The organism is Ensifer aridi (assembly GCF_002078505.1).
Classification (GTDB): Bacteria; Pseudomonadota; Alphaproteobacteria; order Rhizobiales; family Rhizobiaceae; genus Sinorhizobium; species Sinorhizobium aridi.
Window position 1 is genome coordinate 206,870 of sequence record NZ_LUAV01000012.1, and the last position, 25,878, is coordinate 232,747.

Genomic DNA, 25,878 nt, shown 5'->3' on the forward strand with positions numbered 1-25,878 from the left:
GCCTCCGCCAAAGCTCCCGCATCCCGTGAGGCTTGAGTGAGGCAGCCGCCGCAAGTCTCCAAGCGGGAGAAAGGTGCCGGCAGGCGGATGAGGGGCTAGAATCTCGGAGTATCCCCATGACCACCGCAGTCCTCTTCGACAATGTTTCCCGCTATTTCGGCGCCGTGCGCGCCGTCGATCGCGTGAATCTCAAGATCGCCGAGGGCGAGTTCTTCGCAATGCTCGGCCCCTCCGGCTCGGGCAAGACGACCTGCCTCAGGCTGATGGCCGGCTTCGAACAGCCGACCGGGGGTCACATCGAGATCTTCGGCGAGACCGCGGAGGGCGTGCCGCCTTACCGGCGCAGCGTCAACACCGTGTTCCAGGACTATGCGCTCTTCCCCCATCTCTCCATCCTGGAGAACGTCGCCTACGGCCTGATGGTCAAGGGGATCGGGCGGGAGGAAAGGCGCAAGGCCGCCGAGGACGCGCTCGCCATGGTCAAGCTGCCGGGCTACGGCACGCGCCGGCCAGGCCAGCTTTCGGGCGGCCAGCGACAACGCGTGGCGCTTGCCCGCGCGCTCGTCAACAAGCCGAAGGTGCTGCTTCTCGACGAGCCGCTTGGCGCGCTCGATCTGAAGCTCCGCGAACAGATGCAGGAGGAACTGAAGAGCCTGCAGAGGTCGCTCGGCATCACCTTCGTTTTCGTCACCCACGATCAGGGCGAAGCGCTGTCGATGGCCGACCGCGTCGCCGTTTTCAACGAAGGCCGCATTCAGCAGCTCGGCAGCCCGGAGGAAGTCTATAACCGGCCAAAGACCCGCTTCGTCGCCGATTTCGTCGGCTCGTCCAACGTGCTTTCGGCGGATCTCTGCCGGAAGCTGGGCCTGAAGGCGTCCTTTGCAAGCCTCCGGCCGGAGGCGGTCGCGATCGCGCCGCCGAGCGATGGCGCACTTAGCCTCTCCGGCACCGTTGCTTCCCAGAGTTTTCTCGGCGCGACCAACCGCGTCGTCATCGATGTCGAGGGCGCCCGCATCGCCGTGGCAAGCCCAGCGGCGCGTGGCGTTCCGCCGATCGGCAGCCCGGTGACCTTGAGTTTCGCCCCGAGCGATCTCCATCCCATGGAGGACGCATGACCATCGTTGCCGAAAGCATCATCCTTCCGGAGCGCCGCAGCACCGCCGGCCGCCTTTCCGATTTCTTCTGGAGGCACCCGCATGTGCTCCTCGCCATCCTGCTCGGGCCGCCGCTGCTCTGGCTCGGCCTCGTCTATCTCGGTTCCCTCTTCGCACTGCTCTTGCAGAGTTTCTTCTCGATCGATGAATTCTCGGGGCTGATCAATTACGAGTTTACGCTCGCCACCTACCGGCAGCTCCTGACTGACGCCAATCTCGACATCATCCTGCGTACCGTCACCATGGCGGCGCTGGTGACGCTCGTCTCCGCCGTCATCGCCTTTCCGATCGCCTATTACGCCGCCCGCTACGCGCGCGGAAAGTGGAAGGCGTTGTTCTATCTTGCGGTCATGCTGCCGCTCTGGTCGAGCTATCTCGTCAAGGTCTATGCCTGGAAGCTGATCCTCGCAAAGGAGGGCATTCTCACCTGGTTTTTTGAGAAGCTGAACCTTCTCTGGCTGCTCGATGCCTGGCTCGCTCTCCCTCTCGTCGGCGGCAACTCGCTCTCGGTCAGCTACACGGGCACCTTCATCGTATTCGTCTATGTCTGGATGCCCTTCATGATCCTGCCGATCCAGGCGGCACTGGAACGCGTGCCCCAAAACCTGATCGAGGCTTCCTCGGACCTCGGCGGCACGCCGGCTCAGACCTTCCGCTACGTGCTCTTCCCGCTGGCGCTGCCGGGCATCGTCGCCGGCTCGATCTTCACCTTCTCGCTGACGCTCGGCGACTACATCATCCCGCAGATCGTCGGCTCGTCGCGGCTCTTCATCGGCCAGGCCGTCTATGCCCAGCAGGGCACCGCGGGCAATATTCCGCTCGCCGCCGCCTTCACGGTCGTGCCGATCGTCATCATGGGCGCCTATCTCTGGATGGCCAAACGCATGGGGGCATTCGATGCGCTCTGAGAAAGCGAACCGCGCCCCTCTCGGCCTGAAGATCGCCGCCGCCGTCGGCCTTGCCTTCATGCATCTGCCGATCCTGTTGATCTTCCTCTACGCCTTCACGACGGAGGAGAAGAGCTATCAGTTCCCGCCACCCGGACTCACGACGCAATGGTTCGCGGTCGCCTGGGACCGGCCAGACGTGTGGGCGGCGCTGACGCTCTCGGTCAAGGTCGCCGCAATCGCTACCGCGGCCGCGCTCGTCCTCGGCACGCTTTGCGCCGCAGCGGTCAGCCAGACCCGCTTCTTCGGTCGCGAGACGGTCTCGCTGCTCGTCATACTCCCAATTGCGCTGCCCGGCATCATCACCGGCATCGCGCTGCGCTCCGCCTTCTCGATGGCGGACATTCCGTTCTCTTTCTGGACGATCGTGCTCGGCCACGCGACCTTTTGCATCGTCGTCGTCTACAACAATGCGGTCGCGCGCTTCCGCCGGATCTCCGGATCGCTGATCGAAGCTTCGATGGACCTCGGCGCCGATGGCTTTCAGACCTTCCGCTACGTAATCCTGCCGAATATCGGCACGGCGCTGCTTGCCGGCGGCATGCTCGCCTTCGCTCTTTCCTTCGACGAGGTGATCGTTACGACCTTCACCGCCGGCCAGCAGTCGACGCTGCCGATCTGGATGCTCGAAGAGCTGATCCGCCCACGCCAACGCCCGGTGACCAATGTCGTCGCCATGGTCGTCGTCATCGTCACCTTCCTGCCGATCCTCGGCGCCTATTACCTCACCCGCGACGGCGACCAGATCGCCGGCGCCGGCAAATGATTTCGCAATTGAAGGGAGAACAGACATGGACACCCAACTCTTGATCGGATCGCGCTTCGAAACCGGAACCGAGGCGGAGGAGAACATCCTGAACCCGAGGACGGGCGCCAAGATCGTCGATCTCGCCGAGGCCTCGCATGTGCAGATCGACGCCGCCGTTGACGCCGCCGAGCGCGCCTTCATCACCTGGTCGCAGACGACACCGGCGGAACGCTCGGGTTATCTGTTGAAGATTGCCGACGCGATCCAGAAGAACGCCGACGACTTCGCCGCGTTGGAAGCGCTGAACTGCGGTAAGCCGATCAACGCCGTGAAGAACGACGAATTGCCGGCGATCATCGACTGCTGGCGCTTCTTTGCCGGTGCGGTGCGCAACCTGCATGGGCCGACGGCGGGCGAATATCTGCCGGGCCACACCTCGATGATCCGCCGCGATCCGATCGGCGTCGTCGGCTCCATCGCGCCCTGGAACTATCCCTTGATGATGATGGCCTGGAAGCTCGCACCGGCGATCGGCGGCGGCAACACCGTCGTCTTTAAGCCTTCCGAACAGACGCCACTGACGGCATTGAAGCTTGCACGGCTCCTGGCCGATATCCTTCCTGAAGGCGTTGTCAACGTCATCGCCGGCCGCGGCGAGACCGTGGGCAACACGCTGATCAACCATCCGAAGGTCGCCATGGTCTCGATCACCGGCGATATCGCCACCGGCAAGAAGGTGCTCACCGCCGCCGCCAAGACGGTGAAGCGCACCCATCTCGAACTCGGCGGCAAGGCGCCGGTCATCGTCTATGACGACGCCGATCTCGAAGCCGTCGTCAACGGCATCCGCACCTTCGGCTACTACAATGCCGGGCAGGACTGCACTGCCGCCTGCCGTGTCTATGCCGGAGCCGGCATCTACGACAAACTCATCGCCGACCTGACCGCCGCCGTCTCGACGATCCGCTACAATCTGGAGGACGACACGGAAAACGAGATCGGCCCGCTGATCTCCAAACGTCAGCGCGACCGTGTCGCAAGCTTCGTCGAGAGGGCATCGGACCAGAAGCACATCGAGATCACCACTGGTGGCCGCACCGGCAGCGAGCACGGTTTCTTCTTCCAGCCGACGGTCGTCGCCGGTGCGACACAGGAGGACGAGATCGTTCGTCGCGAAGTCTTCGGCCCGGTCGTCTCCGTCACCCGCTTCACCGGGAAGGACGATGTCGTCGCCTGGGCCAACGACAGCGACTACGGCCTCGCCTCTTCCGTCTGGACCAAGGACATCAGCAAGGCGATGAAAGCGGCCTCGCGTCTGCAATATGGTTGCACCTGGATCAACACCCACTTCATGCTGACCAACGAGATGCCGCATGGCGGCGTCAAACAGTCGGGCTATGGCAAGGACATGTCCGTCTATGCGCTCGAGGATTACACCGCCGTCCGGCACATCATGATCAACCACGGCTGACGATCGAGCGACGGCCGTCACCCGCTGCCGCAGCCTGCTCCCCGCACGCCGGGAGAATTCTTTCTTTGCCCTCCGATCGTTAGACGCGATCGGAGGGCTTTTCTTTTCGCCTCCCCGCCGTCGCCCAAAGCTGTTGCATGTTTCCCACAAATCCAGAAACATGACTCTAAAAGTCATGAAAATAACTTGCACCCATTAAAATCATGAGTGAATAGCTCACCTATTAAATTTCGCTTACCGGTCAGAAAGTTGCATAGCATGCCCCGCGGAAAGTCCCTCCTCCTAACATCCGCTCCGCCCTCGCAGCAACATCGGCCCTCGCCTTCGTCGCCACCGCGCACGCGCAGGAGGCGGATCAGCAGGCCGCCACGAACGGCGATTCCACTACTCTCGAAACGCTGGTCGTCAGCGGTGGCAGCGGCGGCGTCATCACCGCGGAAGGCTATGTCGGCATCAGCAGCGCCACCGGTGCGAAGGTCGATACGCCGTTTCTGGAGACGCCGCAGTCGATCTCATCGGTGACGGAACAGCAATTGAAAGATCGTAATCCGCAGTCGCTGCTTGAGACGCTGGCCTATACGCCGGGCTCCCGCGTCGGCGCCTATGGCTTCGACCCGCGCTTCGACGCGTTCTTCGTACGCGGCTTCGACGTCACCTATACCGGCGTGTTCCGCGACAACCTCCGACAGCCGGGCGCTGGCTCCTCGCTTTTCAAGAACGAGCCTTATGGTTTGGAGGGTGTCTCGATCCTGCGTGGCCCCTCCTCGGCGCTCTATGGCGCAAGCGGCGCCGGGGGTCTCTATAATCTGATCAGCAAACGCCCGACGGAAGAGACGCTGCGCGAGGTGCAGATCCAGTACGGCAGCCATGAGCGCTACCAGGGTCAGTTCGACTTCTCCGGTCCCGTGAACGAAACCGATCCCGTCTACTACCGCCTGACGGGCCTTCTCCGCGACGCGGATACCGAGCAGATCGGCGTTCCCGACGACCGCGCCTATATCGCGCCTGCCTTCACGTGGAAGCCCGACGAGGACACTAGTCTCACGATTCTCGGTGAATATTCGCGCACCAAGACCGGCGGCACGGCAGCCTATTACTACGACACCGCGACGGGCAAGGTCACCGACTTCTTTGCCGGTAATCCCGCTTTCAACGACTCGGTGCAGACGCAAGGGCGAGTCGGCTACGAGTTCGAGCATCGTTTCAACGATACGTTCACGTTCCGCCAGAACGCTAGGGTTTCGACTCTCAACATCGATGCCGATTGGGCCTTCGCCTACGCTCCGAACGCCGCCGATCCCACATTGATCGACCGCAGCGCAGGAACGTTCGATGAGCGATTGACGGCCATCGTGATCGACAACCAGCTCGAGTCGAATTTCGAGACCGGCGCCCTCGATCATACGCTGCTGGCCGGCGTCGATTTCACCAAGCTGCGTTGGCGCTCGCTTGATGGCCGCGGCGTGTCGCCGCCGCTCGACACGAATGACCCCGATCGTGGCGATCCGGTGGCTGCGATAGATTTTCAAACCCGTGTCGTGCAAGACCAGTGGCAGGTCGGCACCTATCTGCAAGACCAGATCCGCTACGACGCCTGGACGCTGACGGTCGGCGGTCGCTACGATTGGGTCTCGACCGACACCGACACAACAAACCTCCTAACCGATACGGTCACCGCAGTCTCTCAGAAAGACAAGGAATTCTCCGGCCGTATCGGCCTGACCTATGAGACCGACTTCGGCCTTGCGCCCTATATCAGCTACTCGACGGCCTTTGCACCGAATGCCGGCATCAACCTGGAAACGAACCAGCCCTTCAAGCCGACCGAAAGCACTCAGGAGGAAATCGGCTTCAAATATCTTCTGCCGAACAGCAACACGCTGATCTCGGCTGCCCTCTTCAATATCGACCAGAAGAACGGGCTCTACTACGAGGTCGTGAGCCTGTCGTCGGGACCTGCGAACATCCAGGTTCAGCGTGGCAAGCTGCGCTCCCGCGGTTTCGAGCTCGAGGCCACGACAAGCCTCGACAACGGTCTTTCGCTGACCGCCTCTTACGCCTACACCGACATGAAGATTATCCAGGGGCCGGCAGGGACGGTTGGCAATTATGTATCCTCGGTTCCACGCCACATGGCATCGATTTGGGCCGATTACACTCTGCCGGAAGATGGCCCGGGCGCCGGACTCGGGTTCGGCGCAGGCGCTCGCTTCATGGGATCGAGCTACGGCAACGACGAGAATACCCTCCGCAACTCCGCCCGCGTTCTCTTCGACTCTGCTGTCCACTACGACTTTGCCGCCTTGGACAAGAAGTATGATGGCCTGCGGCTGCAGGTGAACGCTACGAACCTCTTTGATCGGCGCGAGCCGGTCTGCACGGCCGGCTTCTGCTACCGAGACCAGGGCCGCACCGTAATCGGCTCGCTGCGTTACAACTGGTGAGGCCATGGCGACGGCGGGGCGCGAAAACATGGTGGAAACCGGCGGGCCGACGCCCCTGTCGGCCGCCTTTTCCGGCCCGCATGCCTGGTGCAACGAAAAGATGGTGCTGTCGGCGGACCTTGCCGACGGCATTCCGCTGCCCGAGTTCTTCGCCTCAGGCGCCTTCGATCGTGGGCTTTCGCTCTATGCCGAGACGTCCGGCGCCAGCGATCGTCGCGCAGTCGCCTCCATGTGGTCGCTCTTTTATTTCTCCGCTCTGACCATTCCTTATGTGGTTGCTCGGGTGCTGGACCATCAGGAACTCCCCGTCGTCTTCGACGACATGACTGTGGCCCTCTCCGCCGATGGGCTTCCCCGCGCTTTCGGAGTCGCGACAGCCGGTGAATGGCGGGATGCGGGCGAGATTTTCGCGATGATCGGCCCGCTCATGGAGGAGCACCTTTCCAGAGTGGTGCCCTATCTCAAGGCGACCGGCGGCATATCGCCCAAGCTCGCCTGGAACAATGCCGCCGTTTACATCGATTACGCGCTTCGCACGGCCGGACCCGAACCCTTGCATGAGCAGGCGGGCGCCATGGTCGGCTGTCGCGCAATGCCCAATGGCGCGCCCAACCCCTTTTTCGATTGTCTGCGGCACGAAGAGGAGGCGGACGGGACGCGCGTCTGTCGGCGCAAGATCTGCTGTCTCAGGTACCTCCTGCCGGGAGTCCCGAGCTGCGGCAGCCTGTGCGCCCTTCCCAGCCAAAGGAACCAATAGTTTGCTTCGCTTGCTCCTCACGCTTGTTCGCGCTGGCGCGCTTCTGCTCGCGCTCCTTATCTCGCTCACCGCCCGAGCGGAGACGCAATGGCCGCTGACGGTCACCGACGCGGTCGGCCGAGAGGTCACGATCCCCGCGAGGCCAAAGGCGGTGCTGCTGGGCAGCGGTTTCAACTTCGTAGCGCTGTCGCTCATCCATCCCGATCCAGTCGGCCTGCTCGCCGGTTGGTCCGGCGACATGAAGAACGACAATCCGGAAATCTACGAAAGCTTCGTGCGCAAGTTCCCGAGGCTCGCCGACGTGCCGCTGATCGATGACGGCAGCGGGCCCGGCCTCTCCTTCGAGACGATCCTGACGCTCAAAGCCGACCTTGCGGTTCTCGCCAATTGGCAGGCCGACACCGAGGCCGGCCAGCGCGCTATCGAATACCTCGAAAGCACCGGCGTTCCGGTCGTCGTCGTCGATTTCAACAACGAGCCGCTGAAGAACACACCCGACAACATGCGCCTCCTCGGCAGGATCTTCGAAAGAGAAGCGCAGGCGGAGGATTTCGCCCGCTTCTACGAAGAGCGCCTCGCCCGTATTCGCGACCGCGTCGCCGAGCGCCCCGAGCCAGGCCCGAAGGTGCTCATGGAGGCCTTCCCGGCGGCGGATCGCTGCTGCTGGGCCTATGGCATCGGCGGCCTCGGCGAATTCATCGGCGTCGCCGGCGGCCGCAACATCGCCGAAGGCAAATTGCCGCGTCCCGGCGGCATGATGAATGCGGAAGCGGTGATGGCCGAAAACCCCGATGTCTACATCGCCACCTCGTCGCCCGGCGGCAAATATAGCGGTTTCTCGATCGGTCCAGGGGTTGCGGCCGAAGAGGCGGAGCGGACATTGGCGGAAGCTGTCGACAAGCCGGTAATGGCAAGCATCGCAGCCGTGCGCAATGGACGGGTGCACGGCCTCTGGAATTTCTTCAACGCCATTCCGCTCAACATCGTCGCGGCCGAGGCCTTCGCCACCTGGCTGCGGCCGGACCTTTTCCCCGACATCGATCCAGCGGTGACGCTCGCGGAAATCAACCGGCGCTTCGCTGCGGTTCGCTTCGAGGGCAGCTACTGGATCAGCCTGAAGGCATCGAAATGATCCGCTGCGGCTGGCGCCCGGAAATGCGAGGCAGGCCCTCCATCCGAAAGCGGCCGCGCCACTCCATTGCCAGTTGCTCACCACCCTATATAAGACTCCGACAGGAGGACTTTGATGCTGTGGCTGGTTGCGTTACCTCTGGGCGTGGCGCTCGTATATCTTGCGGCGCGCTACGGCCGATTTCGCAGTTGGCTGGAGCCGGTTCTGTCGATCGCCGTCGCCCTCGCGCTCACAGCCGCCTTCCTGGTCTGGCTGAGCGAAGGCACCCCTGAACAGGCTCCTGCGCCCGCTCCGACCCCGCCCACGGCCGGTCTCGCAGCTTCCGATATCCTGCTCGAGAACATGAGCTTCGAGCCTAACCAGTCACGACGCAGCTACCGCGTTCGCGGCACCGTCGCCAACACATCCGAGGTGGCGCTCGAGTATTTCCGCCTGACCGTCACGCTTGAGGATTGCCCGCAAGGCACCTGCAGACGGATCGGCGACGACACGGCTCTTATTCTCGTACGAGTGCCCGGCGGCCAGAGCCGCCCGTTCGAGACGTTTCTCACCTTTCCTTTTAGGCTCGATGAACCGCCAACAGCCCCGAAGTGGAGCTACAGGGTGAGCGAGGTCAGGGGCGCGGTTGGTCGGTGAGTTTGCAACCGCTTCGCACATCCCCGCCCCTCGCAGCTGGCTTGCGCTACGGACGGATGGCCCCTCCCTAACCTCTCCCAACACGGGGGACGGGCTTTCAGCGCGCAGCGCTTAGCCCAATCCGACATCCCACAGTTGACAACGGCTGGAACAAAAGTGCGGCAAAGGAGCCCCTCCCCTTGTGGGAGGGGTTGGGAGGGGAAAAAAAGGAACGCCTCAACAATAGATCCTGAACCGCTCGCGGATTGCCCGGTCGATCTCCGGCGCAATGACGGACGGAGCGGCCTCCGCGAGGATGCGGTTCTTCCTCTCGATCGCACGGACGACGAGATCCGGTCGGCCTATTTCCACCCATTCCTTTGGACTCGTCCGGTCGGCGACAACCGGGTAGATATATTCCGTCTGCATGAGCCCAAGCGTTTGCGGATGGCCGAGATAGTGACCGGGACCGTCCAGGCAGACGGAGCGCATCGTGTCGAGCGAAACCGAATCCTCCGTCACCTCGATGCCGCGGATGCAGCGCTGCACCTGGCCAAGCAGGTCGTCGCCCAGCACCAGCGATTCCAGGCAGAAGCCGAGAAGCGAGGCATGCATGCCGACGGCCTCGTAAACCATGTTGAGACCCGAGAGCCCCGCCATGACATTTGAGATCGCCTGTTCCCAGCCGGCCTGCATGTCCGGCAGCTTCGCATCGGCAATGCCGGCGGCAGCCCCGCCGGGCAGGCGATAGAACTGGTGCATCTGCGCGCAGCCGGCAGTGAGCAGTGCCTGCTCGCCCGAGCCGCCCGACATTGCCCCGGTTCTTAAATCCGAAACGAAGGGCCAGGTGCCGAAGACGGCCGGATGGCCGGGCGCGAGCGCATTGACATAGACGACACCCGCCAGGCATTCGGCAACCGCCTGGACGATCGCGGTCGCAAGCGGCGCCGGGGCGGTCGCCCCCGCCTGTCCGGCAGAAAGGAGCAGGACCGGCATGCCGCCACGGATGCACTTCTCCATGGTGATGCAACTTTCCTCTGCGAATTTCATCGGCGGCACGACGAAGCAGTTGGAATTGGAAACGAAGGGTCGCGCCCGCCACTTCTCCTCTCCGCCGGCGATCATATGGATCAGATCGAAGCAGCCCTCGACATGCGACGGATCGGAAAAGCTGGTGCCGACATGTTTGGTGGTGCCGGCGCAGCACGCATAGAGCGTATTGATGTCCATCAGGAAATTGTCGGGAATGTCCCGGCAGACCATCGCGCGCTGGAAGAAGTGCACATTATCGAGATGATGGACGAGCTGCGCGGCATTGAGCAAGTCCTTCGCCGTCGACTCGCGATATTCCCGCTTCTCGACGTCGACGACGTGCACTGCCGCGCCGGCAGTGCCGTAATAGACGCGGGTGCCGGTGAGTTCGAGATTCTGTTTCGGATCACGGGCGTAAAGCGTGATGTCGCGCGCGGCGATGGCGAGCATGTCCTCGACCAGCGCGCGGGGAAAGCGGATGCGCCCGTCTTCGCCGAGGATAGCGCCGGCGCCGGTCATGATCTCGATGCCGGACTTCGGCGCGTTGGCGAGGCCGATCTGCTCCAGCGCATCGAGCGCCGCTTCGTGGATGCGTTTCACGCCCGCCTCGGTCAGCGGCCTGTACTGCCCGCCGGAAAGGCCGGGGCGAACCGGCCGGATGTTTTCGGCGAGCGGAGCGGAACGAAGCGCGACACGCGCCGCCCGTCCGCCGGACCGTCTCGAAACCGCAACTGCGCATTCGTCAGCCATCGTCATGTCTCCAAAAATGCGGCCTACGCCCGCACCCGTTCCGCCTTCGGGTCGTACATCGCCTTCAGCGAAGCCTCGGCCTCAACCCGCGTTCCGGCGATTTCGATCTCGTAATACGACGCCAGAAGGTCGGCTTCGCTCTCCCCTTGGCACGGCACGTAACCGAGCCCGATCGCGCCGCCGAGGTGATGGCCGTAGTTGCCGGAGGTGATCGTCCCGACGATTTCACCATCGCGCACGATAGCTTCGTTGTGGAAGAGCAGCGGCTCCGGATCGGTGAGCCGGAACTGCACCAGCCGACGCGTGAGGCCCTTCTGGCGCTTGGCAAACACCGCCTCGCGACCGATGAAATCCCCCTTCTCCGGCTTAACTGCAAAGCCGAGCCCGGCTTCCAGCACGTGATCCTCATCGGTAATGTCGTGGCCGAAATGGCGGAACGCCTTTTCGATGCGGCAACTGTCGAGCGTGTGAAGGCCGCAGAGCTTGAGGCCGACGTCCCGTCCGGCGGCCTCCAGCACCTCGAAGACATGGGCGGCCTGGTCGGTGGAGACGTAAAGCTCCCACCCGAGCTCGCCGACATAGGTGACGCGATGGGCACGTGCGAGCCCCATGCCGATCTCGATCTCGCGCGCCGTGCCGAAGGGATGCGTCTCATTGGAGAAATCGTTCGGGCTCACCCTCTGCATCAGTTCGCGCGCCTTCGGCCCCATGACGCAGAGCACGCTTTCCGCGGCGGTCACGTCGGTGATCACCACGAACTCGTCGCGGAGATGCTTGCGCAGCCAGGCAAGATCGCGCTGCAGCGTCGCGCCCGGCACGACGAGGAAGAAGGCGGTCTCCGAAAGTCGCGTGACCGTCAGGTCGCTCTCGATGCCGCCGCGGGCGTTCAGCATCTGGGTGTAGACGATACGACCCGGTTCGACATTCATCTCGTTGGCGCAGAGGCGCTGCAGGAAGGCGAGCGCATCGCGGCCTTCGACGCGGATCTTGCCGAAGGACGTCATGTCGAAAAGCCCAACGCCACCGCGAACCGCAAGATGCTCCTCGCGCTGGTTCTCGAACCAGTTCTGCCGCTTCCAGGAATAGCGGTATTCGCGTTCCTGGCCTTGCTTGGCAAACCAGTTGGCGCGCTCCCAGCCGGCGACTTCGCCGAAAACGGCGCCGCGGGCTTTCAGATGTTCATGAATAGGCGAGCGGCGGACCCCGCGGGCCGTCGCCATCTGCCGATAGGGGAAATGATCGGCGTAGAGAAGACCAAGCGTCTCCGACACACGCTCCTTGAGATAGGCGCGGTTCTTCTGGAAAGGCTGAGCGCGGCGGATATCGACCTCCCAGAGATCGCAGGGCGGTTCGCCGTCGTTCATCCACTGTGCCAGTGCCATGCCGGCACCGCCGGAGGAGACGATGCCGATCGAGTTGTAACCAGCCGCCACCCAGTAACCTTTAAGCTCGGGCGCTTCGCCGAGATAGTAGCGATCGTCCGGCGTGAAGCTTTCCGGCCCATTGAAGAAGGTGTGAATGCCGGCCGTCTCCAGCATCGGCATGCGACTGACCGCCATTTCAAGGATCGGTGCGAAATGGTCGAAGTCCTCCGGCAACTGGTCGAAGCAGAAGTCCTCGCGGATGCCGTCCATGCCCCAGGGCTTGGCCTTGAGCTCGAAGGCGCCGATGAGCATCTTGCCGGCATCTTCCTTGTAATAGGTGCACTCGTCCGGCACGCGCAGCACCGGCAGGCGGCTCAAGCCCGGGATCGCCTCGGTTACGATGTAGAAATGCTCGCAGGCGTGCAGCGGCACGGTTACGCCGGATTGGCGGGCAAGTTCTCTGCCCCACATGCCGGCGCAATTGACGACGTTTTCCGTCTCGACCGTGAAGCTCTCGCCGTTCTGCTCGCAGGTGACGCCGGCGACGCGGCCTTCCTTCTGCAGGACCGACGTGACCTTCACCCCTTCAATGATTGTCGCGCCGTTCTGCCGCGCACCCTTGGCAAGCGCCATGGCGATATTGGCCGGATCGCACTGGCCGTCGAGTGGCAGATGCACCGCCGCCTTGACGTCAGAGACGTTGAGGTGGGGGTAGAGCTCCTTGACCTCACTCGGAGTGATCTCGCGAACATCGACATCGAAGGCGCGCGCCAGCGAGGCCTGCCGGTAGATCTCTTCCCTGCGCTCTTCCGTAAGCGCCACCGTGATCGAGCCGTTCTGGCGCATGCCCGTCGCAATGCCCGTCTCGGCCTCGAGTTTCACGTAAAGGTCGGCCGAATATTTCGCGAGACGGGTCATGTTCTGCGAGGCGCGGAGCTGGCCGATCAGCCCGGCCGCATGCCAGGTCGTGCCGCAGGTGAGTTGCTTCCGTTCCAGCAACACGACATCGGTCCAGCCGAGTTTCGACAGATGATAGGCGACCGAGCAGCCGGACACGCCGCCGCCGATGATGACCACGCGCGCCTTTTTAGGGATGGGCTTCGTCATGCCTTCAATCTTTCGTTGGAGGGATCCCAGAGCGGCTGGTCCAGCTGGACGGTTGCCTTGAAGCGATCGCCGAAAATCTCGACCTCGATCTCCCGGCCGGGTACAGCGAGGTCGGCCCGCAGCATTCCAAGCGCGATCGACTTGCCGACGCGATAGCCCCAGTTGCCGGAGGTCGTCTCGCCGACGACCTCGCCGCCCGACCAGAGCGTCGACATATAGGGCGCATCGCATTCGCCGGCCTCGACCGTGAGTGTCACGAAACGCTTGGCGACTCCCTGCTGCTTCTCGCGCTCCAGCGCCGCCTTGCCCTTGAAGCTCGGCTTCGACCAGTCGACGAAGCGCTCGAGCCCACCCTGAAGCACCGTGTAGTCGGTCGACAGATCGCCCTTCCAGGCCCGATAGCCCTTCTCGATGCGTAGGCTGTCGAGCGCTTCCATGCCGAAAGGCTTCAAGCCGTGTTTTTGTCCGGCTTCCCAAACTGCATCGAATATAGCGGCGGTATCACCCACCTTCGTGTGGATTTCCCAGCCGAGCTCACCGGCAAAAGAGACCCGCACGAGCTGGCAATAGCGTCCGGCGATCTCAGCCGTCTGATGTGTCAGCCAAGGTGTGGAAAGATCGGCCTCCGCCACTTCCGCGAGGATCGCGCGCGACTTCGGCCCGGTCAGGATTTGGCAGGCAAAATTCGCGGTCACGTCGTCGAGTGTGAAGGCGGCATCGGCCGGGCGGTGCTTCTGCAGCCACTCCAAATCATGCCATTGCGCCGCAGCCGCGGTGATCAGGAAGAAAAAGTCGTCCTCGATCGTCATCACCGACATTTCCGTGACGATACGGCCCTTGTCGTCGGCGAAATAGGCAAGGCCGATGCGCCCGGGCTTCGGTACGCGCCCGGTGATGAGGCTGGAGAGCCATTCGCGCGCGCCCTCGCCTTTCAGCCGGAAGCGTGAGAAGCCTGGCAGGTCGAGGATGCCGGCGGCATCGCGCACCGCCAGGCACTCCTCCTCGATGCGCTTCGCCCAAGGCCCTTCCCGTCCCCAGGTCTGCGTCGCCTCTTCGGATGTGTCGTCGCCGGGCTTCGCATACCACATGGCGCGCTCCCAACCGTTATAGGGCTTGAACTGCGCCCCGAGCGCGGCGATACGGTCGTGGATCGGCGAAAGCTTCTTCTTGCGCGCGGCCGGCCAATAGTGCTTCGGGAAATGCATCGCATATTCATGGCCGTAGACTTCCATTCCCTTGGCGATGCAATAGTCCTGGTCGGTATAGTCGGTGTAGCGCCGCGGATCGCAGGACCACATGTCCCATTCCGTCTGGCCCTCGGTCACCCACTCGGCAAGCACCTTGCCCGCCCCACCGGCCTGGCAGATGCCAAAGGTGAAGACGCAGGCCTCGAAGGCGTTCGGCACGCCCGGCATCGGCCCGATCAGCGGGTTACCATCCGGTGCATAGGGGATCGGCCCGTTGATGACCCGCGAGAGGCCCGCGGTGCCGAGGATCGGCACGCGCTCGACCGCGTCGTTCAGGTACCATTCCAAACGTTCGACATCGTCTGGGAAGAGCTGGAAGGAAAAATCCTCCGGAATCGGGTCGTCAGGCGTCACCCAATGGGCGCGGCAATTCCGCTCGTAAGGTCCGAGGTTCATGCCGTATTTTTCCTGCCGGAGATAATAGGAGGAGTCGACATCGCGTAGGAGCGGCAGCTTGTGGCCCACTTCCTTCGACCAGGCCGCAAGCTCGGGGATCTCGTCGAAGAGAATATATTGATGGCTCATCACCATCATCGGCACGTTGCGGCCGAACATCTTGCCAACTTCGCGGGCATAATATCCGGCGGCATTCACCACATACTCGCAGCGGATTTCGCCCTGCGGCGTGGTGATCACCCATTCGTCCTTCTCACGCCGCGCGCCCGTGACGGGGCAGAAGCGGACAATCTTCGCACCCAGGTCGCGGGCGCCTTTCGCAAGCGCCTGGGTCAGCTGGGCCGGGTCGATGTCACCGTCATAGGGATCGTAGAGCGCGCCGGTCAGATCATGCGTCTCAAGAAAGGGATAGCGGCCGCGCATCTGGTCGGGCGTCAGGACATCGAGCTCCATACCCTGGTAGCGGCCCATGCCAACGACGCGCTTGAATTCCTGCAGCCGCTCCTTGGAATGGCCGAGGCGGATCGATCCCGTCACATGATAGTTCATCGGATAGTCGACGCGCTGCCCAAGCTCACGGTAGAGCGAGGCCGAATAGCGCTGCATGTTCATGATCGACCAGGACGAGGAGAAGGTCGGCACGTTGCCGGCCGCATGCCAGGTCGAGCCAGCGGTGAGCTCGTTCTTCTCGAGAAGCACGCAATCGGTCCAGCCGGCCTTGGCAAGATGGTAGAGCGAGGAGGCCCCTACGGCTCCCCCGCCGATGATCACGACGCGTGCGTGAGACGGCAAATTCGACATGCGCTGCTCCCTCTTTGTCGCGATATTTGACGAGGAGCGGAGTGCCATCAAGCACGTAGATCAGCCTTTATTGATCGAAGAATTCGATTAGATTGGTTCCTGCGGGAGACAAGGAACGCCACGAACATGCAAGCCGACCTTATCGAGACCTTTCTGGACCTGATGGAGACGCGCAGTTTCAACCGCACCGCCGAGCGGCTGAACATCACGCAATCGACCGTCTCCCATCGCGTGAAGGCGCTCGAGGCGCAGTTCAACCGCAAGCTCTTCACCCGAAACAAGGGCGGGACCGTCCCTACGGCCGCCGGCCTGCGCTTTCTCGATTACGCGAAAGCAATGCAGAATCAGTGGCATGAGGCGACCCGCGCAGTGACGAGCGCCGGCGCCCTGGAGCGTTCTATGCGGCTCGGCATCCAGCATGATCTGGCGGAAACCCTGGCCGGCCGCTGGGTGGCAGCAATCCGCCGCGAACTGCCGACCACGGAGATCTATTTGGAAGCGGATTATTCGAACCAGATGAACCGCGACCTTGCCGCCGGAGAGCTCGACCTCGCGATCCTCTATACACCTCATTTCCTGCCCGATCTTCATTATGAACGCATCGGCGAACTGCATTACGTCCTGGTCAGCACCGATACTCGCGCCATTGCCGGCGTGAAGCCTGAAACCTACATCCGTTCGAGCTATTCGCCCGCCTTCGACCGCGCCCACCGGCTGGCGCTACCGCATCTTTCAGCCGCTTCGCTCGCTGCCGGCCAGAATATGGCCATCTCGGGCCTGCTGCGCACGCTCGGCGGCGCGGCCTATGTGACAAGGGCCACCGCCGAACACCTCTCCGGAAGCGGAGTCGCAGCCATGATTGCCGACGCGCCGGTCATTCCGCAGGCCGTCTACGCTGCAACGAGCCTTCGCACCCGTCATGCCCACCAGCACCGCAAGATTATAGGTGCGATGGAGGGTTTGCTCGCCGATGTGGCGGCGCCGTAAGGCAGGTTAGAATTTGCCCTTGAACTCGGCCTTCAGCCGGCCGACGTCCGCGGCCGTCACCCCTTTCGGGTCGGTGACTGCCATCCAGGAGTCGATATAGTGCTCGGGTGCGTAGACGTGGCCGTAGCCGATCGGCGATGTCGTGGCCAGCGCCATGTCGGCGAGCAATTGCAGCCCGGTGACGACTGGGAACCAGCTCAATGCCGGCGATACATCCGGCCCGCGCGGCGCCTTCATCCAGTCGGGTTCGCGATAGAAGGAGCGCGGGTCGAAGAAGGTCACCGGGTCGCTTGCATATTGCAGGTAGACGATGCGCATCGCACCCCATCGGGCACCGGGAATCTCGAGCGAATTCTCCTGGTTCGTGAAGCGGATGATCGAGCTGTCCCGGTAGCGCGGCAGCCAGGCGGGCGAATCGGGAACGCGATTGGCCGTCACGGAAAGCCAGAGCGCGCTTTGAAAGGGCGGTCCGCTCCAGAGCGCGCCCTGGAAAGGATCGCTGATCACGTCGAAGAGATCGACGGAGCCTTGCGAGTTCATCGCCCCGAGGCTCAGACCATGCAGATAGAGCTTCGGACGCCGGTCCTTCGGCAGCGTCGTCCAGTAGCCGTAGATCTCGTCGAAGAGCGCATTGGCGACTTCTGAGCCGTAACCCGGCTCGACCAGCAGCGACAGCCAACTCGTGAGATAGGAATATTGCACCGCCACGCTCGCAACGTCGCCATGCAGCAGATATTCGAGCGTGTCGAGCGCCGCCGGATCGATCCAGCCGGTGCCCGTCGGTACGACGATGAAGAGCGACTTGCGCTCGAAGCCGCCGGCGCGTTTCAGTTCTTCGAGCGCCAGTTTTGCCCGATCCTGAGCGGTCTCCGCGGAATTCAGCCCGACATAGACGCGCACCGGGTCAGGGGCAGCACCGCCGAAGAAGGCGCCGATCTCGGCTCCCGTCGGACCGGAGGCGATGAACTGGCGCCCCTGCCGACCAAGCTCGTCCCAGTTCAGCAAAGACGCGTCGCTGCCTGTCTTGGCGGGATCGACAGGGGGTGCGATATCGGGATCGATAAGCGCATCGAGTTGTTGGAAAGAACTGTCCGCCGCACGAAGCGCGAACTTGAAGATCACCCCATTCGCCACCGACCAGAAGAGCGCGAGGGCGATGAGCCCGCCAAGGGCGTTGGCGATGGGTCGCGTCAGGAAATATTGCAGCCATCGAGAAAGAACGCGGAAAGTCAACCGGAACAGCCGCGCCAGGAAGACGAGCGCGACGAAAAGCAGGCCTGCAACGAGGCCGATCCTCAACGGTTCCGCGCTCTCGATCGATTCAAGCCCCATGAGATGGCGCACCGTGTTCTGCCAGCCCGCTGCCTGCCACAGGAAGACGGCGGCGGCCGCGATCGAGACGATCGCCGCGGCGATTTTCAATGTGCGCGCCCGTCGCACCGTCGGCTCCGGAAGTTCGAAGAAGGACCAGAGCCAGCGTAGAAACACGCCGATCGCGTAGCCGGCGGCAAGAGAAAAGCCGGAGATTACCGCCTGAATGAGATAGGGCCGCGGTATGAGACTTGGCGTCAGCGAAACCGCGAAGAAGAGGAACCCGACGAGCAGCCCGCTCGTGGAGAATGAACGCAGGAGGCTCAAAAGATGACGCGGAAACGGCCTCGGCAGGTCCGTCTGCTGAACGTGTTCCATCGCGGACCTCCACTTCGCGGGCGTTGTCGCCGCAATACTCGCTGATTGTCCGGCGCGAGCGACGCGCTGGCGGCAATGTCGCTTTCCGCTCCCCCACAGTCAACCATGCCGTCCCTCGCAGGGCGGGGAACCGGGGAGTCCTGGTCGGATTCCGCCCTAGATTCTGCGCTCCTTGATCGTGTTCATCACGAAGCTCGTTTCGATCGACGCGACGCATTTGAGCCGGGCGATCTTCTCCTTGATGAAGCGCTCGTAATGGTCGAGACCGGCGCTCATTACCTTCAGCACATAATCGCGCGAGCCGGTGACAAGATGGCACTCAAGCACCTCCTCCCAGCCGCGGACCGCCTCCTCGAACATAACGATCTCGTCCTCGTGCTGCCGGCTCAATCTCACCGTTGCAATCGCCGTCATTGTCCAGCCCTCGATCGCCGGATCGACGAGCGCCGTGTAGCCCCGGATGACGCCTGTTTCTTCCAGCCGCCGCAGGCGGCGGAGGCAGGGCGACGGAGAAAGGCCTACGCGCTCGGCAAGTTCGTTGTTGGTGATCCTCGCGTCAGAAATCAGCTCCTTCAGAATCCGGCGATCCGTCTCATCGGCAATTTTTTGCGCCATATCGTTTCTGCTCCGGCAAAAAGTTGCGCCACATCAAAACGAAGTGATCGCAAATAGCAAGGATCGGCCCAGGCGTTTGGTATAATTTAGCTGGTAGTCGCGTCCCCTGCACCGAGGAGAGAACCATGACCGCGCCGCACCCGTCCAAGACCCATATCGGCAACCATAAACTGCATCCGGAAACGCTGATGCTGAACTATGGTTACGATCCCGAGCTTTCGGAGGGCGCCGTCAAGCCACCGGTTTTCCTCACCTCCACATTCGTCTTTCACTCGGCTGAAGAGGGCCGCGACTTCTTCGATTTCGTCTCCGGGCGGCGCGAACCGCCTGCCGGCGTGGGCGCTGGGCTCGTCTACTCCCGTTTCAACCACCCGAACAGCGAGATCGTCGAAGACCGGCTCGCCATCTTCGAGCGGGCGGAAGCGGGCGCGCTGTTTTCATCCGGCATGTCGGCGATCGCAACGACGCTGCTCGCCTTCGTGCGTCCCGGAGACGCCATACTGCATTCCCAGCCGCTCTATGGCGGCACCGAGACATTGCTCGCCAAGACCTTCCGCAATCTCGACATCTCCGCCGTCGGCTTTGCCGACGGCATCGATGAGGCGGCGGTCAGTGCCGCGGCGGAAGAAGCAATGAGTAAGGGCCGTGTCGCTGCGGTCCTTATCGAGACGCCCGCCAATCCCACCAATAGCCTCGTCGATATCGCCATGATCCGCCGCATCGCCGACCGCATCGGCGAGAAACAGGGCGCCAGGCCGATCGTCGCCTGCGACAACACGCTGCTGGGACCGGTCTTCCAGCACCCTATCGAACATGGCGCCGATCTCTCGCTCTACTCGCTGACCAAATATGTCGGCGGCCACTCCGATCTGATCGCCGGAGCAGTGCTCGGCTCCAAGGCACTGATCAAGCAGGTGAAGGCGCTTCGCGGTTCGATCGGCACGCAACTCGATCCGCATTCCTGCTGGATGATCGGCCGGTCGCTGGAGACGCTGTCCGTGCGCATGCAGAAGGCGAACGACAATGCCCGCATCGTCGCCGAATTCCTGCGCGATCATCCGAAGGTCGAGCGCATCCATTATCTGCCCTTCCATGACGAGGCGTCTCCGGTCAGCCGCGTCTACGCCGCGCAGTGCAGCGGAGCCGGTTCCACCTTCTCCTTCGACATCGCAGGCGGCGAGGAGGCGGCGTTCCGCTTCCTCAATGAATTGCAGATTTTCAAGCTCGCCGTCAGCCTTGGTGGTACGGAGTCCCTCGCCAGCCACCCGGCTGCGATGACCCATTCCGGCGTGCCGATCGAGGTGCGTCATCGCATCGGCGTGCTCGAATCCACCATCCGCCTGTCAATTGGCATCGAGCATCCGGACGATCTCGTCGCCGATGTCGCCAATGCTCTGACGACCATCTGATGCGGTGGGGGCGGCGCCAACTTAATGTGTTAGGATGACTTAATGCGTTAGGATATTGACGATGTTGCCGAGCGGGTCGCGCAGAAAGAAGCGCCGCACGCCCCAGGGCTCGTCGGTGATATCGTAGACGACCTCTGCGCCCGCAGCCTTGGCACGCTCATAGACTTCGTCTACGTCGTCCACTTCGATCGAGAGCGCCGGCACCGGCGTTCCCGATCCGCCTTCGGTGGCGAAGCTCACCTGCGGCACGGCGGAGCCGCCCACCGCCGCATAGGTGACGAGCCAGCCGTGATCCATCACCACCTCGAGGCCGAGCAGATCCGTGTAGAAATGGCGCGCACGTTGCGGATCGGACACCTGAAGGTTTGGCATGATACGCCGGACTGTCATTTGACCCTCCCGAATTGATGAGGCCGCCCTCACCGCCCCTGCGCTTATAACAGAGCCGGCAGCAATCAAGTGACAACGGTCGCGGCAGCCGATCAGAGCGACAGGATGAAGAGTATCGCACTGTCGTGACCGCCAGCGCCTCAGACGCGCGCGAAGCCCAGCACGAAAAGGGCGAGCGATGCGATCGAGGCGAGCGTTCGGACATGGTTCCACCAGACCCAGTCGGTCAAGTAGCGCTGTTGCCAGAGTTCGGTTGCGGCCTGGCCGGGAGCGGCGGCGGCAAGCGCATTGTTGAGCGGCACGTTGAAGACCATCGTTACCACCAGCGTGCCGATGAAATAGACGAGCCCGCCCGCCGCCAGCAGACAGCTCCCCTCCCCGCCCCAGAGGGCGGTAACGACAAGGACTAGGCCGAGAAGCGCCGTCCCCATGAACGCGGTAAGGAACAGCGGATTCTGGATCACTACGTTGATGGCGTTCATCGCAGCGATACCCTCTTCGGGCGGCAGTCGCGACAACGCCTGCATGATGCAGACGGAAAAAACGAAGAAGAGGCCAGCTATCAGACCGGAGCCGATGACGGCAGCAAAGGCCAGGACGGGGATAAGGGCAATCATCGCACAGTTCTCCAGATACGAATCGCAGCCTCTGCAGGCACGGTGTGCAAATCACACGGGCGTGTACTCAACTGAAGAGATAGCCGACCGTCGCGCCACAGTCACCAGTGGTCCTCTTCGAGGGCGATGCGAATGCGCGGAAAGCCGCTTCACACTTTCAGCATCCACTCGATTGACATCGCCAGCGCGCGAACCTAATCATCTCTGATCGGTTGGTTCCCGGAATGCGAACGCTTTTCGGGAGTAAACGGGAACGTGACGGATGGACCCACACTGGGCATCTCAATCACGGCCGACCCCGCGACTGTAGAGCGGCGTGAACTTGCCGTTCCGGAGCGATCCGGAAAAAGCCACTGGGAGGGACCGCGAGAGGCGGTTTGACCTGGGAAGGCGAGGCAAGTCCCTGGTGTCTCACCTGACGCCGCGAGCCAGGAAACCTGCCAATCGATGCGGGCATAGTGCCCATCCGGGAACATCCCTTGCCATCACGGAGGTTGTCATGGCTACGTCTACCGTCTCGAGCATTCCGCTCTCCCTCAGCGATCGTCTGACCGCGGGCTTCGTCGCCCTGATGATCGGCGCTTTCCTCGTCTTCGGCGCAGGCCTCGCAAACTCGGCGGTGCTGCACGACACCGCACACGACACTCGTCATGCCTACGGCTTCCCCTGCCATTAAGCGATGTGATGGGACGCTTGCCGCGTTCCACATCGACCGGCGGCAGACCGACTTCCAGCGTGAGGAGCATGAGCGCACTTGCCGTAGAGCATGCGCGCTTGCCGCTTCGCGTGCCGGCGTCGGCCTGCCTATATGGCAACGGGAAATGGCGCCTGCCGATGTCGCGAGGACAGCCCGCGCGCCGGATTGAGGAAAATCGACAATGATCGTCAAAACACTTCTGGCCGCGATCGTGGCCGGGCTGATATCGGGCGTCTTCATGACGGCCGCTCAGGAGCTACGCGTCACCCCGCTGATCCTCCATGCTGAGGAATTTGAAGGCGAAGCGCCGGCCGCCCCCAACCAGCCGAGCGGCCAGCAGCCGGCGGCAACCGACCATCAGCACTCGCTGAACGACGCCTCGCCATTCGGCACGATGCTGGCAACGCTCTCGCCGATTACCCCGGCCTATGCCCATGAGCACGAGGGAGGGCATGAGGAAGGCGGCGTCATGTTCGGCATGAGCCGCTTCTCCGGCACGCTTCTCGCCAATCTCGTGACCGGCGCCGGCTTCTCGCTGCTTCTGGCCGGCGTCAGCTTGGTAATCGGCTATCCGATCACACTTCAAAACGGTGCGCTCTGGGGCGCCTTCGGCTGGCTTGCCGTTCACCTGCTGCCCGCGATCGGCCTTCCGCCGGAACTCCCTGGTTTCCCGGCAGCCGAGCTCGGCGACCGGCAGACCTGGTGGGCTGCGACCGTGCTGCTCTCGGCCGTCGGCCTCTATCTGGTGGCGCTCCGCCGGGAGGTGATCGCCAAGATCTCCGGGCTTGCTCTGATCGCAGCTCCTCATGCCTATGGCGCGCCGCAGCCGCTCGATATCTCCAGCAATGTTCCAGCCGTCCTCGGCGCCGAATTCGCCGTCGCGGCTCTGGCGACGACCCTCGCCTTCTGGCTTGTCCTCGGTGTCGTCTCCGGCTTCATCAACGAGCGGTTCGTCAAGCCGGGTTAGCCGGCACGGCGCGGCACTTTCTCCCCGCCCGCGGGAGAAAGGTCGCGGCAGCGGGATGAGGGGGCGGAAAGTTCTTCTCGTTCAATCGCTTAAAGCGCCCCCGTCCCGCAAATGCTCCCGCAGCCGCTCCCGCCGAAGCTCCGGCTTAAGCAGCACGCACGTATCGCAGTAGCTGCCCCCGTCGCTGCGGTAGTAGAGGCAACAGCCGCCACGCATCCGGTAAGTCCGGGAAAGCACTTGCTCTCCCGGACCGCGGCCCGGCGCGGCGTCAATTCTCTCGTAGCACAGTTCCCGCGAATAAAGCGGCGAGCCCACGCGTTTGACGATCGCCAGCGCCCGTTCCATTGCATCGGCCTCGGCTCCTCGCCGCCGCCCGATGTCGAGGAAAGCGCCGGCGAGGCCGTCGGCGGCAAGGCGCCACTGGGCGCGGGACGAGAGCCCGCAGCGCCGCTTGATAAGCGCGATCACCGGTTTTAGCTGCGCGATGAAACTATCGTGGAAAACCCCGTCCGCATCCGTGGACGCCGCCTCGTCCGCAGCCCGCGGCAGTCTGGCAAGGAAATGGAAGCGGCCGGCCTCGACCATACGGCCTCCCACCAACCTCTGATAGCTTTCGAAGCGCAGATCCGTCACCTCAGGGACTACTCCGCCGACGAGATAGATCGCACCGGCAGCGAGGCCGAACTGATGGCTGTAGAAGGCAATGAGATGCGCCGCTCGGATCTTGTCGTCCATTCCGGATGCGAAACGATCCTGGTACGCGAGAACCGTTTCAAGGTCGGCCGAAGCCTCGGCCCAGAACGCCGCCAAGGAGCGGAATCCCGCCGCCCCGGTGGCAAGTGAACAGGCCACTTCCGCAAAAGCATCCGCGAGCCATGTGACGGCAGCCATAGCGCCCTCTTCCGCCGATGTGCCCCTGCCCTGCCGCGCCTGCAACCCCGCTTGCTCCCCTTCAGACCCGAGAAACGGGCGCCGAAAGCCAGCCGCCCTCGAAGCCGCCCTTGCGCAGCCCACGCGTGATCGCTGGAATGCCGCGCGTCAACTCCCAAATGAGCCCGCTTCTCCAGTTCTCGATCATCATAACCAATAGCCCCTGGTCAAGCCCGACGATCCTGTCATCCACCCAACCCTCGGGTCCCGCGCCTGGTAAGCTCGGATTGAAGCCGCCGGGAAGCCGTTCCTCGCTCATGAGTCCCGGATATTGCCGCATCAGGTGGGAGAGACTGGCGAGGCAAGCATCCGGCTCGAATGGCAGGCCTGCAAGCGACGCCCACGGGACAAGCGTTCCGTCGTCGGCGCCGAAGGGAGCGCCGCGCGCCGCGTAGCCCAGCAGTCTCTGCCAGCGTCCATCGCGGAGGCGCATCCGCCCTCTCGGCGCGTGGCAGGCGCTGAGTCCCCAGAGGTCGCGGCAATAGCCGGAGAAACCGTGCGGATTCTCCTCCGCATAGGCGCGCTGCAGCGCGATCGCCCGGCGCGTATTCGCGAAATAGTCGCTTGCCCTCTCCCGCATGCCTCTGTCGCGGATGCCGCGGAAATCGATCCATGCATGCGGAAAGAGGTGGATGAAAAGCGCCCCGGCATGGAGATGGGTCCTTTCCTCGACCGTCAGCCACTCGTGCGCGGTCGTAAAGGCTTCATAGTTTTCCGGAGCGATCGGGTGCGTCGGCGACCCAAGCGCCAGCACGTAGAGAAGCTGTGCCTCGCTGTAGCCGTGCCATCGGTGTTTCAGGAAGCGCCCGGGCGGCCGCCAGCCCATCGTCACGGTGTCGCCGCGATTGAGCGCCCAGGTCCAATCCGCCCTTTCATGGAGCCGCAGGGCAAGAAGTCGAATTTCCGCTTCATTCGCGCTCGCCCCCGTGAAATAGGCGGCCGCCGTCAAAGCGCCGACAAGGAGCAGCGTGCTGTCTATGGTCGAGAGTTCGCTCCGCCAGGTGCGCTCGCCTGTGCGCATGTCGAGGAAATGATAGTAGAAGCCGCGATAGCCGGTCGCCTGCGCATCGCTCGCCTGCCGACTGCCAGCGAAGAAGCGCAGGGTCGTCAGCACGCGCGACGCGGCCTCATGGCGTCCTATCCAGCCGCGCTCGACCGCGACCGGGTAGCAGGAAAGGCCGAAGCCCGTGGCAGCGGTGCTCGACGGCGAACCTTCGCGCGACGTATCGGCCACAAGGCCGGTACTCGGATCGGAATATTTGAGAAAATACTCGAACGCCGCCCGTTGCAGACGGTCGACGCGTGCGAGATCCGAATTCGGCCTGTGGAACATTCACGGGTATCTCTTTGAGGACCATGGTCAGATTGCGGCAGCGCTATCCGCTTGGACGCGTCGACCACCCCGACACCCTGGCGGCGCAGTATCGAGATTATTCGCCCGCGCCCAGGGGAACTGTTTTAGGCGCCCCGCACGCCTGGCGATCACCGAATATTGTAGGCCGGCTCTGCGGCAACAGTCGCCGATTTCCAATCCTGTGCTACATTCATCGGATGGTATCACCGGCAAAGCAACGCCTGATTTGCGGCGAAGCTGGTGTCGGGGCGGGGACGG

At 63.1% G+C, this 25,878-nt stretch carries 21 protein-coding genes and 1 riboswitch; of the genes, 12 read left to right on the forward strand and 9 right to left on the reverse strand.

The window, feature by feature from the left end:
- The first annotated feature begins 116 nt into the window (after positions 1 to 116).
- The 8 genes from AYK65_RS11095 to AYK65_RS11130 all read left to right on the forward strand — a co-directional run bounded on the left by AYK65_RS11095 (position 117) and on the right by AYK65_RS11130 (position 9,289).
- Positions 117 to 1,115, forward strand: coding sequence for an ABC transporter ATP-binding protein (locus AYK65_RS11095; protein WP_026617868.1), 999 nt, complete (start codon positions 117 to 119; stop codon positions 1,113 to 1,115).
- Entirely contained in the window at positions 1,112 to 2,062 is a 951-nt protein-coding gene (locus AYK65_RS11100) for an ABC transporter permease (protein WP_081158348.1), read from the forward strand. Before AYK65_RS11095 ends, AYK65_RS11100 begins: the two co-directional genes overlap by 4 nt.
- Complete coding sequence (locus tag AYK65_RS11105; RefSeq protein WP_046118822.1) at positions 2,052 to 2,867, forward strand: ABC transporter permease; 816 nt, start codon at positions 2,052 to 2,054, stop codon at positions 2,865 to 2,867. The genes AYK65_RS11100 and AYK65_RS11105 overlap by 11 nt, the downstream gene beginning before the upstream one ends.
- A gap of 25 nt (positions 2,868 to 2,892) precedes the next feature.
- Positions 2,893 to 4,320: a gamma-aminobutyraldehyde dehydrogenase gene (locus AYK65_RS11110; protein ID WP_081158349.1), complete on the forward strand. Its 1,428-nt coding sequence runs from the start codon at positions 2,893 to 2,895 to the stop codon at positions 4,318 to 4,320.
- Between the two features lie 287 nt (positions 4,321 to 4,607).
- Complete coding sequence (locus tag AYK65_RS11115; protein WP_081158350.1) at positions 4,608 to 6,764, forward strand: TonB-dependent siderophore receptor; 2,157 nt, start codon at positions 4,608 to 4,610, stop codon at positions 6,762 to 6,764.
- Between the two features lie 4 nt (positions 6,765 to 6,768).
- On the forward strand, positions 6,769 to 7,521 hold the full coding sequence (gene fhuF, locus AYK65_RS11120; protein ID WP_172401990.1) for a siderophore-iron reductase FhuF: 753 nt from the start codon (positions 6,769 to 6,771) through the stop codon (positions 7,519 to 7,521).
- A gap of 1 nt (position 7,522) precedes the next feature.
- Entirely contained in the window at positions 7,523 to 8,653 is a 1,131-nt protein-coding gene (locus AYK65_RS11125; RefSeq protein ID WP_081158351.1) for an ABC transporter substrate-binding protein, read from the forward strand.
- 114 nt (positions 8,654 to 8,767) lie between these two features.
- Positions 8,768 to 9,289, forward strand: coding sequence for a hypothetical protein (locus AYK65_RS11130; RefSeq protein WP_026617875.1), 522 nt, complete (start codon positions 8,768 to 8,770; stop codon positions 9,287 to 9,289).
- A gap of 216 nt (positions 9,290 to 9,505) precedes the next feature.
- Here AYK65_RS11130 and AYK65_RS11135 read toward each other — a convergent pair whose 3' ends face one another.
- From AYK65_RS11135 to AYK65_RS11145, 3 genes are read right to left on the reverse strand one after another with little or no spacing between them, the layout of a single operon-like run.
- Entirely contained in the window at positions 9,506 to 11,050 is a 1,545-nt protein-coding gene (locus AYK65_RS11135; protein ID WP_026617876.1) for a trimethylamine methyltransferase family protein, read from the reverse strand.
- Between the two features lie 23 nt (positions 11,051 to 11,073).
- On the reverse strand, positions 11,074 to 13,521 hold the full coding sequence (locus AYK65_RS11140; protein ID WP_081158352.1) for a GcvT family protein: 2,448 nt from the start codon (positions 13,519 to 13,521) through the stop codon (positions 11,074 to 11,076).
- Positions 13,518 to 15,965: a GcvT family protein gene (locus AYK65_RS11145; protein WP_081158353.1), complete on the reverse strand. Its 2,448-nt coding sequence runs from the start codon at positions 15,963 to 15,965 to the stop codon at positions 13,518 to 13,520. The genes AYK65_RS11140 and AYK65_RS11145 overlap by 4 nt, the downstream gene beginning before the upstream one ends.
- Before the next feature lie 126 nt (positions 15,966 to 16,091).
- Here AYK65_RS11145 and AYK65_RS11150 point away from each other — a divergent pair, with 126 nt between their 5' ends.
- Complete coding sequence (locus AYK65_RS11150; RefSeq protein WP_026617879.1) at positions 16,092 to 16,952, forward strand: LysR family transcriptional regulator; 861 nt, start codon at positions 16,092 to 16,094, stop codon at positions 16,950 to 16,952.
- Between the two features lie 6 nt (positions 16,953 to 16,958).
- On the opposite strand, the gene AYK65_RS11155 is transcribed toward AYK65_RS11150, so the two are convergent.
- A complete protein-coding gene (locus AYK65_RS11155) occupies positions 16,959 to 18,641 on the reverse strand; it encodes an alpha/beta hydrolase (protein ID WP_081158355.1) in 1,683 nt (560 codons plus the stop codon).
- Positions 18,642 to 18,797: 156 nt separating this feature from the next.
- Complete coding sequence (locus AYK65_RS11160) at positions 18,798 to 19,256, reverse strand: Lrp/AsnC family transcriptional regulator (protein ID WP_046118815.1); 459 nt, start codon at positions 19,254 to 19,256, stop codon at positions 18,798 to 18,800.
- A 125-nt stretch (positions 19,257 to 19,381) separates the two neighbouring features.
- Between AYK65_RS11160 and AYK65_RS11165 the strand changes: the two genes are divergently transcribed.
- Positions 19,382 to 20,665: a cystathionine gamma-synthase family protein gene (locus tag AYK65_RS11165; protein ID WP_046118814.1), complete on the forward strand. Its 1,284-nt coding sequence runs from the start codon at positions 19,382 to 19,384 to the stop codon at positions 20,663 to 20,665.
- A 39-nt stretch (positions 20,666 to 20,704) separates the two neighbouring features.
- Here the strand turns inward: AYK65_RS11165 and AYK65_RS11170 are convergent, their stop codons facing one another.
- Together AYK65_RS11170 and AYK65_RS11175 are read right to left on the reverse strand one after the other, a co-directional pair.
- Positions 20,705 to 21,055: a VOC family protein gene (locus AYK65_RS11170; protein ID WP_081158356.1), complete on the reverse strand. Its 351-nt coding sequence runs from the start codon at positions 21,053 to 21,055 to the stop codon at positions 20,705 to 20,707.
- A 140-nt stretch (positions 21,056 to 21,195) separates the two neighbouring features.
- Positions 21,196 to 21,672, reverse strand: a complete 477-nt coding sequence (locus AYK65_RS11175) for an anthrone oxygenase family protein (protein WP_026617884.1) — start codon at positions 21,670 to 21,672, stop codon at positions 21,196 to 21,198.
- 196 nt (positions 21,673 to 21,868) lie between these two features.
- Positions 21,869 to 22,131: riboswitch (cobalamin riboswitch) on the forward strand.
- Between the two features lie 40 nt (positions 22,132 to 22,171).
- Here AYK65_RS11175 and AYK65_RS11180 point away from each other — a divergent pair.
- The gene (locus AYK65_RS11180; RefSeq protein ID WP_026617885.1) at positions 22,172 to 22,348 is read left to right on the forward strand and encodes a CbtB domain-containing protein; all 177 of its coding nucleotides are present in this window, start codon (positions 22,172 to 22,174) and stop codon (positions 22,346 to 22,348) included.
- A 202-nt stretch (positions 22,349 to 22,550) separates the two neighbouring features.
- On the forward strand, positions 22,551 to 23,336 hold the full coding sequence (locus AYK65_RS11185) for a CbtA family protein (RefSeq protein ID WP_046118813.1): 786 nt from the start codon (positions 22,551 to 22,553) through the stop codon (positions 23,334 to 23,336).
- Positions 23,337 to 23,417: 81 nt separating this feature from the next.
- Here the strand turns inward: AYK65_RS11185 and AYK65_RS11190 are convergent, their stop codons facing one another.
- Positions 23,418 to 24,227: a (2Fe-2S)-binding protein gene (locus AYK65_RS11190; RefSeq protein ID WP_081158358.1), complete on the reverse strand. Its 810-nt coding sequence runs from the start codon at positions 24,225 to 24,227 to the stop codon at positions 23,418 to 23,420.
- Positions 24,228 to 24,288: 61 nt separating this feature from the next.
- Positions 24,289 to 25,599 (reverse strand): glucoamylase family protein, encoded by a 1,311-nt coding sequence (locus AYK65_RS11195; protein WP_081158359.1) that lies wholly within the window; start codon positions 25,597 to 25,599, stop codon positions 24,289 to 24,291.
- Positions 25,600 to 25,878 lie beyond the last annotated feature (279 nt).

Bases quoted from the DNA above. Each gene is read 5' to 3' on its own strand.
- AYK65_RS11095 (WP_026617868.1), top strand. From the start codon at position 117: ATGACCACCGCAGTCCTCTTCGACAATGTTTCCCGCTATTTCGGCGCC.
- AYK65_RS11100 (WP_081158348.1), top strand. From the start codon at position 1,112: ATGACCATCGTTGCCGAAAGCATCATCCTTCCGGAGCGCCGCAGCACC.
- AYK65_RS11105 (WP_046118822.1), top strand. From the start codon at position 2,052: ATGCGCTCTGAGAAAGCGAACCGCGCCCCTCTCGGCCTGAAGATCGCC.
- AYK65_RS11110 (WP_081158349.1), top strand. From the start codon at position 2,893: ATGGACACCCAACTCTTGATCGGATCGCGCTTCGAAACCGGAACCGAG.
- fhuF (WP_172401990.1), top strand. From the start codon at position 6,769: ATGGCGACGGCGGGGCGCGAAAACATGGTGGAAACCGGCGGGCCGACG.
- AYK65_RS11130 (WP_026617875.1), top strand. From the start codon at position 8,768: ATGCTGTGGCTGGTTGCGTTACCTCTGGGCGTGGCGCTCGTATATCTT.
- AYK65_RS11135 (WP_026617876.1), bottom strand. From the start codon at position 11,050: ATGGCTGACGAATGCGCAGTTGCGGTTTCGAGACGGTCCGGCGGACGG.
- AYK65_RS11140 (WP_081158352.1), bottom strand. From the start codon at position 13,521: ATGACGAAGCCCATCCCTAAAAAGGCGCGCGTGGTCATCATCGGCGGC.
- AYK65_RS11145 (WP_081158353.1), bottom strand. From the start codon at position 15,965: ATGTCGAATTTGCCGTCTCACGCACGCGTCGTGATCATCGGCGGGGGA.
- AYK65_RS11150 (WP_026617879.1), top strand. From the start codon at position 16,092: ATGCAAGCCGACCTTATCGAGACCTTTCTGGACCTGATGGAGACGCGC.
- AYK65_RS11155 (WP_081158355.1), bottom strand. From the start codon at position 18,641: ATGGAACACGTTCAGCAGACGGACCTGCCGAGGCCGTTTCCGCGTCAT.
- AYK65_RS11160 (WP_046118815.1), bottom strand. From the start codon at position 19,256: ATGGCGCAAAAAATTGCCGATGAGACGGATCGCCGGATTCTGAAGGAG.
- AYK65_RS11165 (WP_046118814.1), top strand. From the start codon at position 19,382: ATGACCGCGCCGCACCCGTCCAAGACCCATATCGGCAACCATAAACTG.
- AYK65_RS11170 (WP_081158356.1), bottom strand. From the start codon at position 21,055: ATGACAGTCCGGCGTATCATGCCAAACCTTCAGGTGTCCGATCCGCAA.
- AYK65_RS11175 (WP_026617884.1), bottom strand. From the start codon at position 21,672: ATGATTGCCCTTATCCCCGTCCTGGCCTTTGCTGCCGTCATCGGCTCC.
- AYK65_RS11180 (WP_026617885.1), top strand. From the start codon at position 22,172: ATGGCTACGTCTACCGTCTCGAGCATTCCGCTCTCCCTCAGCGATCGT.
- AYK65_RS11185 (WP_046118813.1), top strand. From the start codon at position 22,551: ATGATCGTCAAAACACTTCTGGCCGCGATCGTGGCCGGGCTGATATCG.
- AYK65_RS11190 (WP_081158358.1), bottom strand. From the start codon at position 24,227: ATGGCTGCCGTCACATGGCTCGCGGATGCTTTTGCGGAAGTGGCCTGT.
- AYK65_RS11195 (WP_081158359.1), bottom strand. From the start codon at position 25,599: ATGTTCCACAGGCCGAATTCGGATCTCGCACGCGTCGACCGTCTGCAA.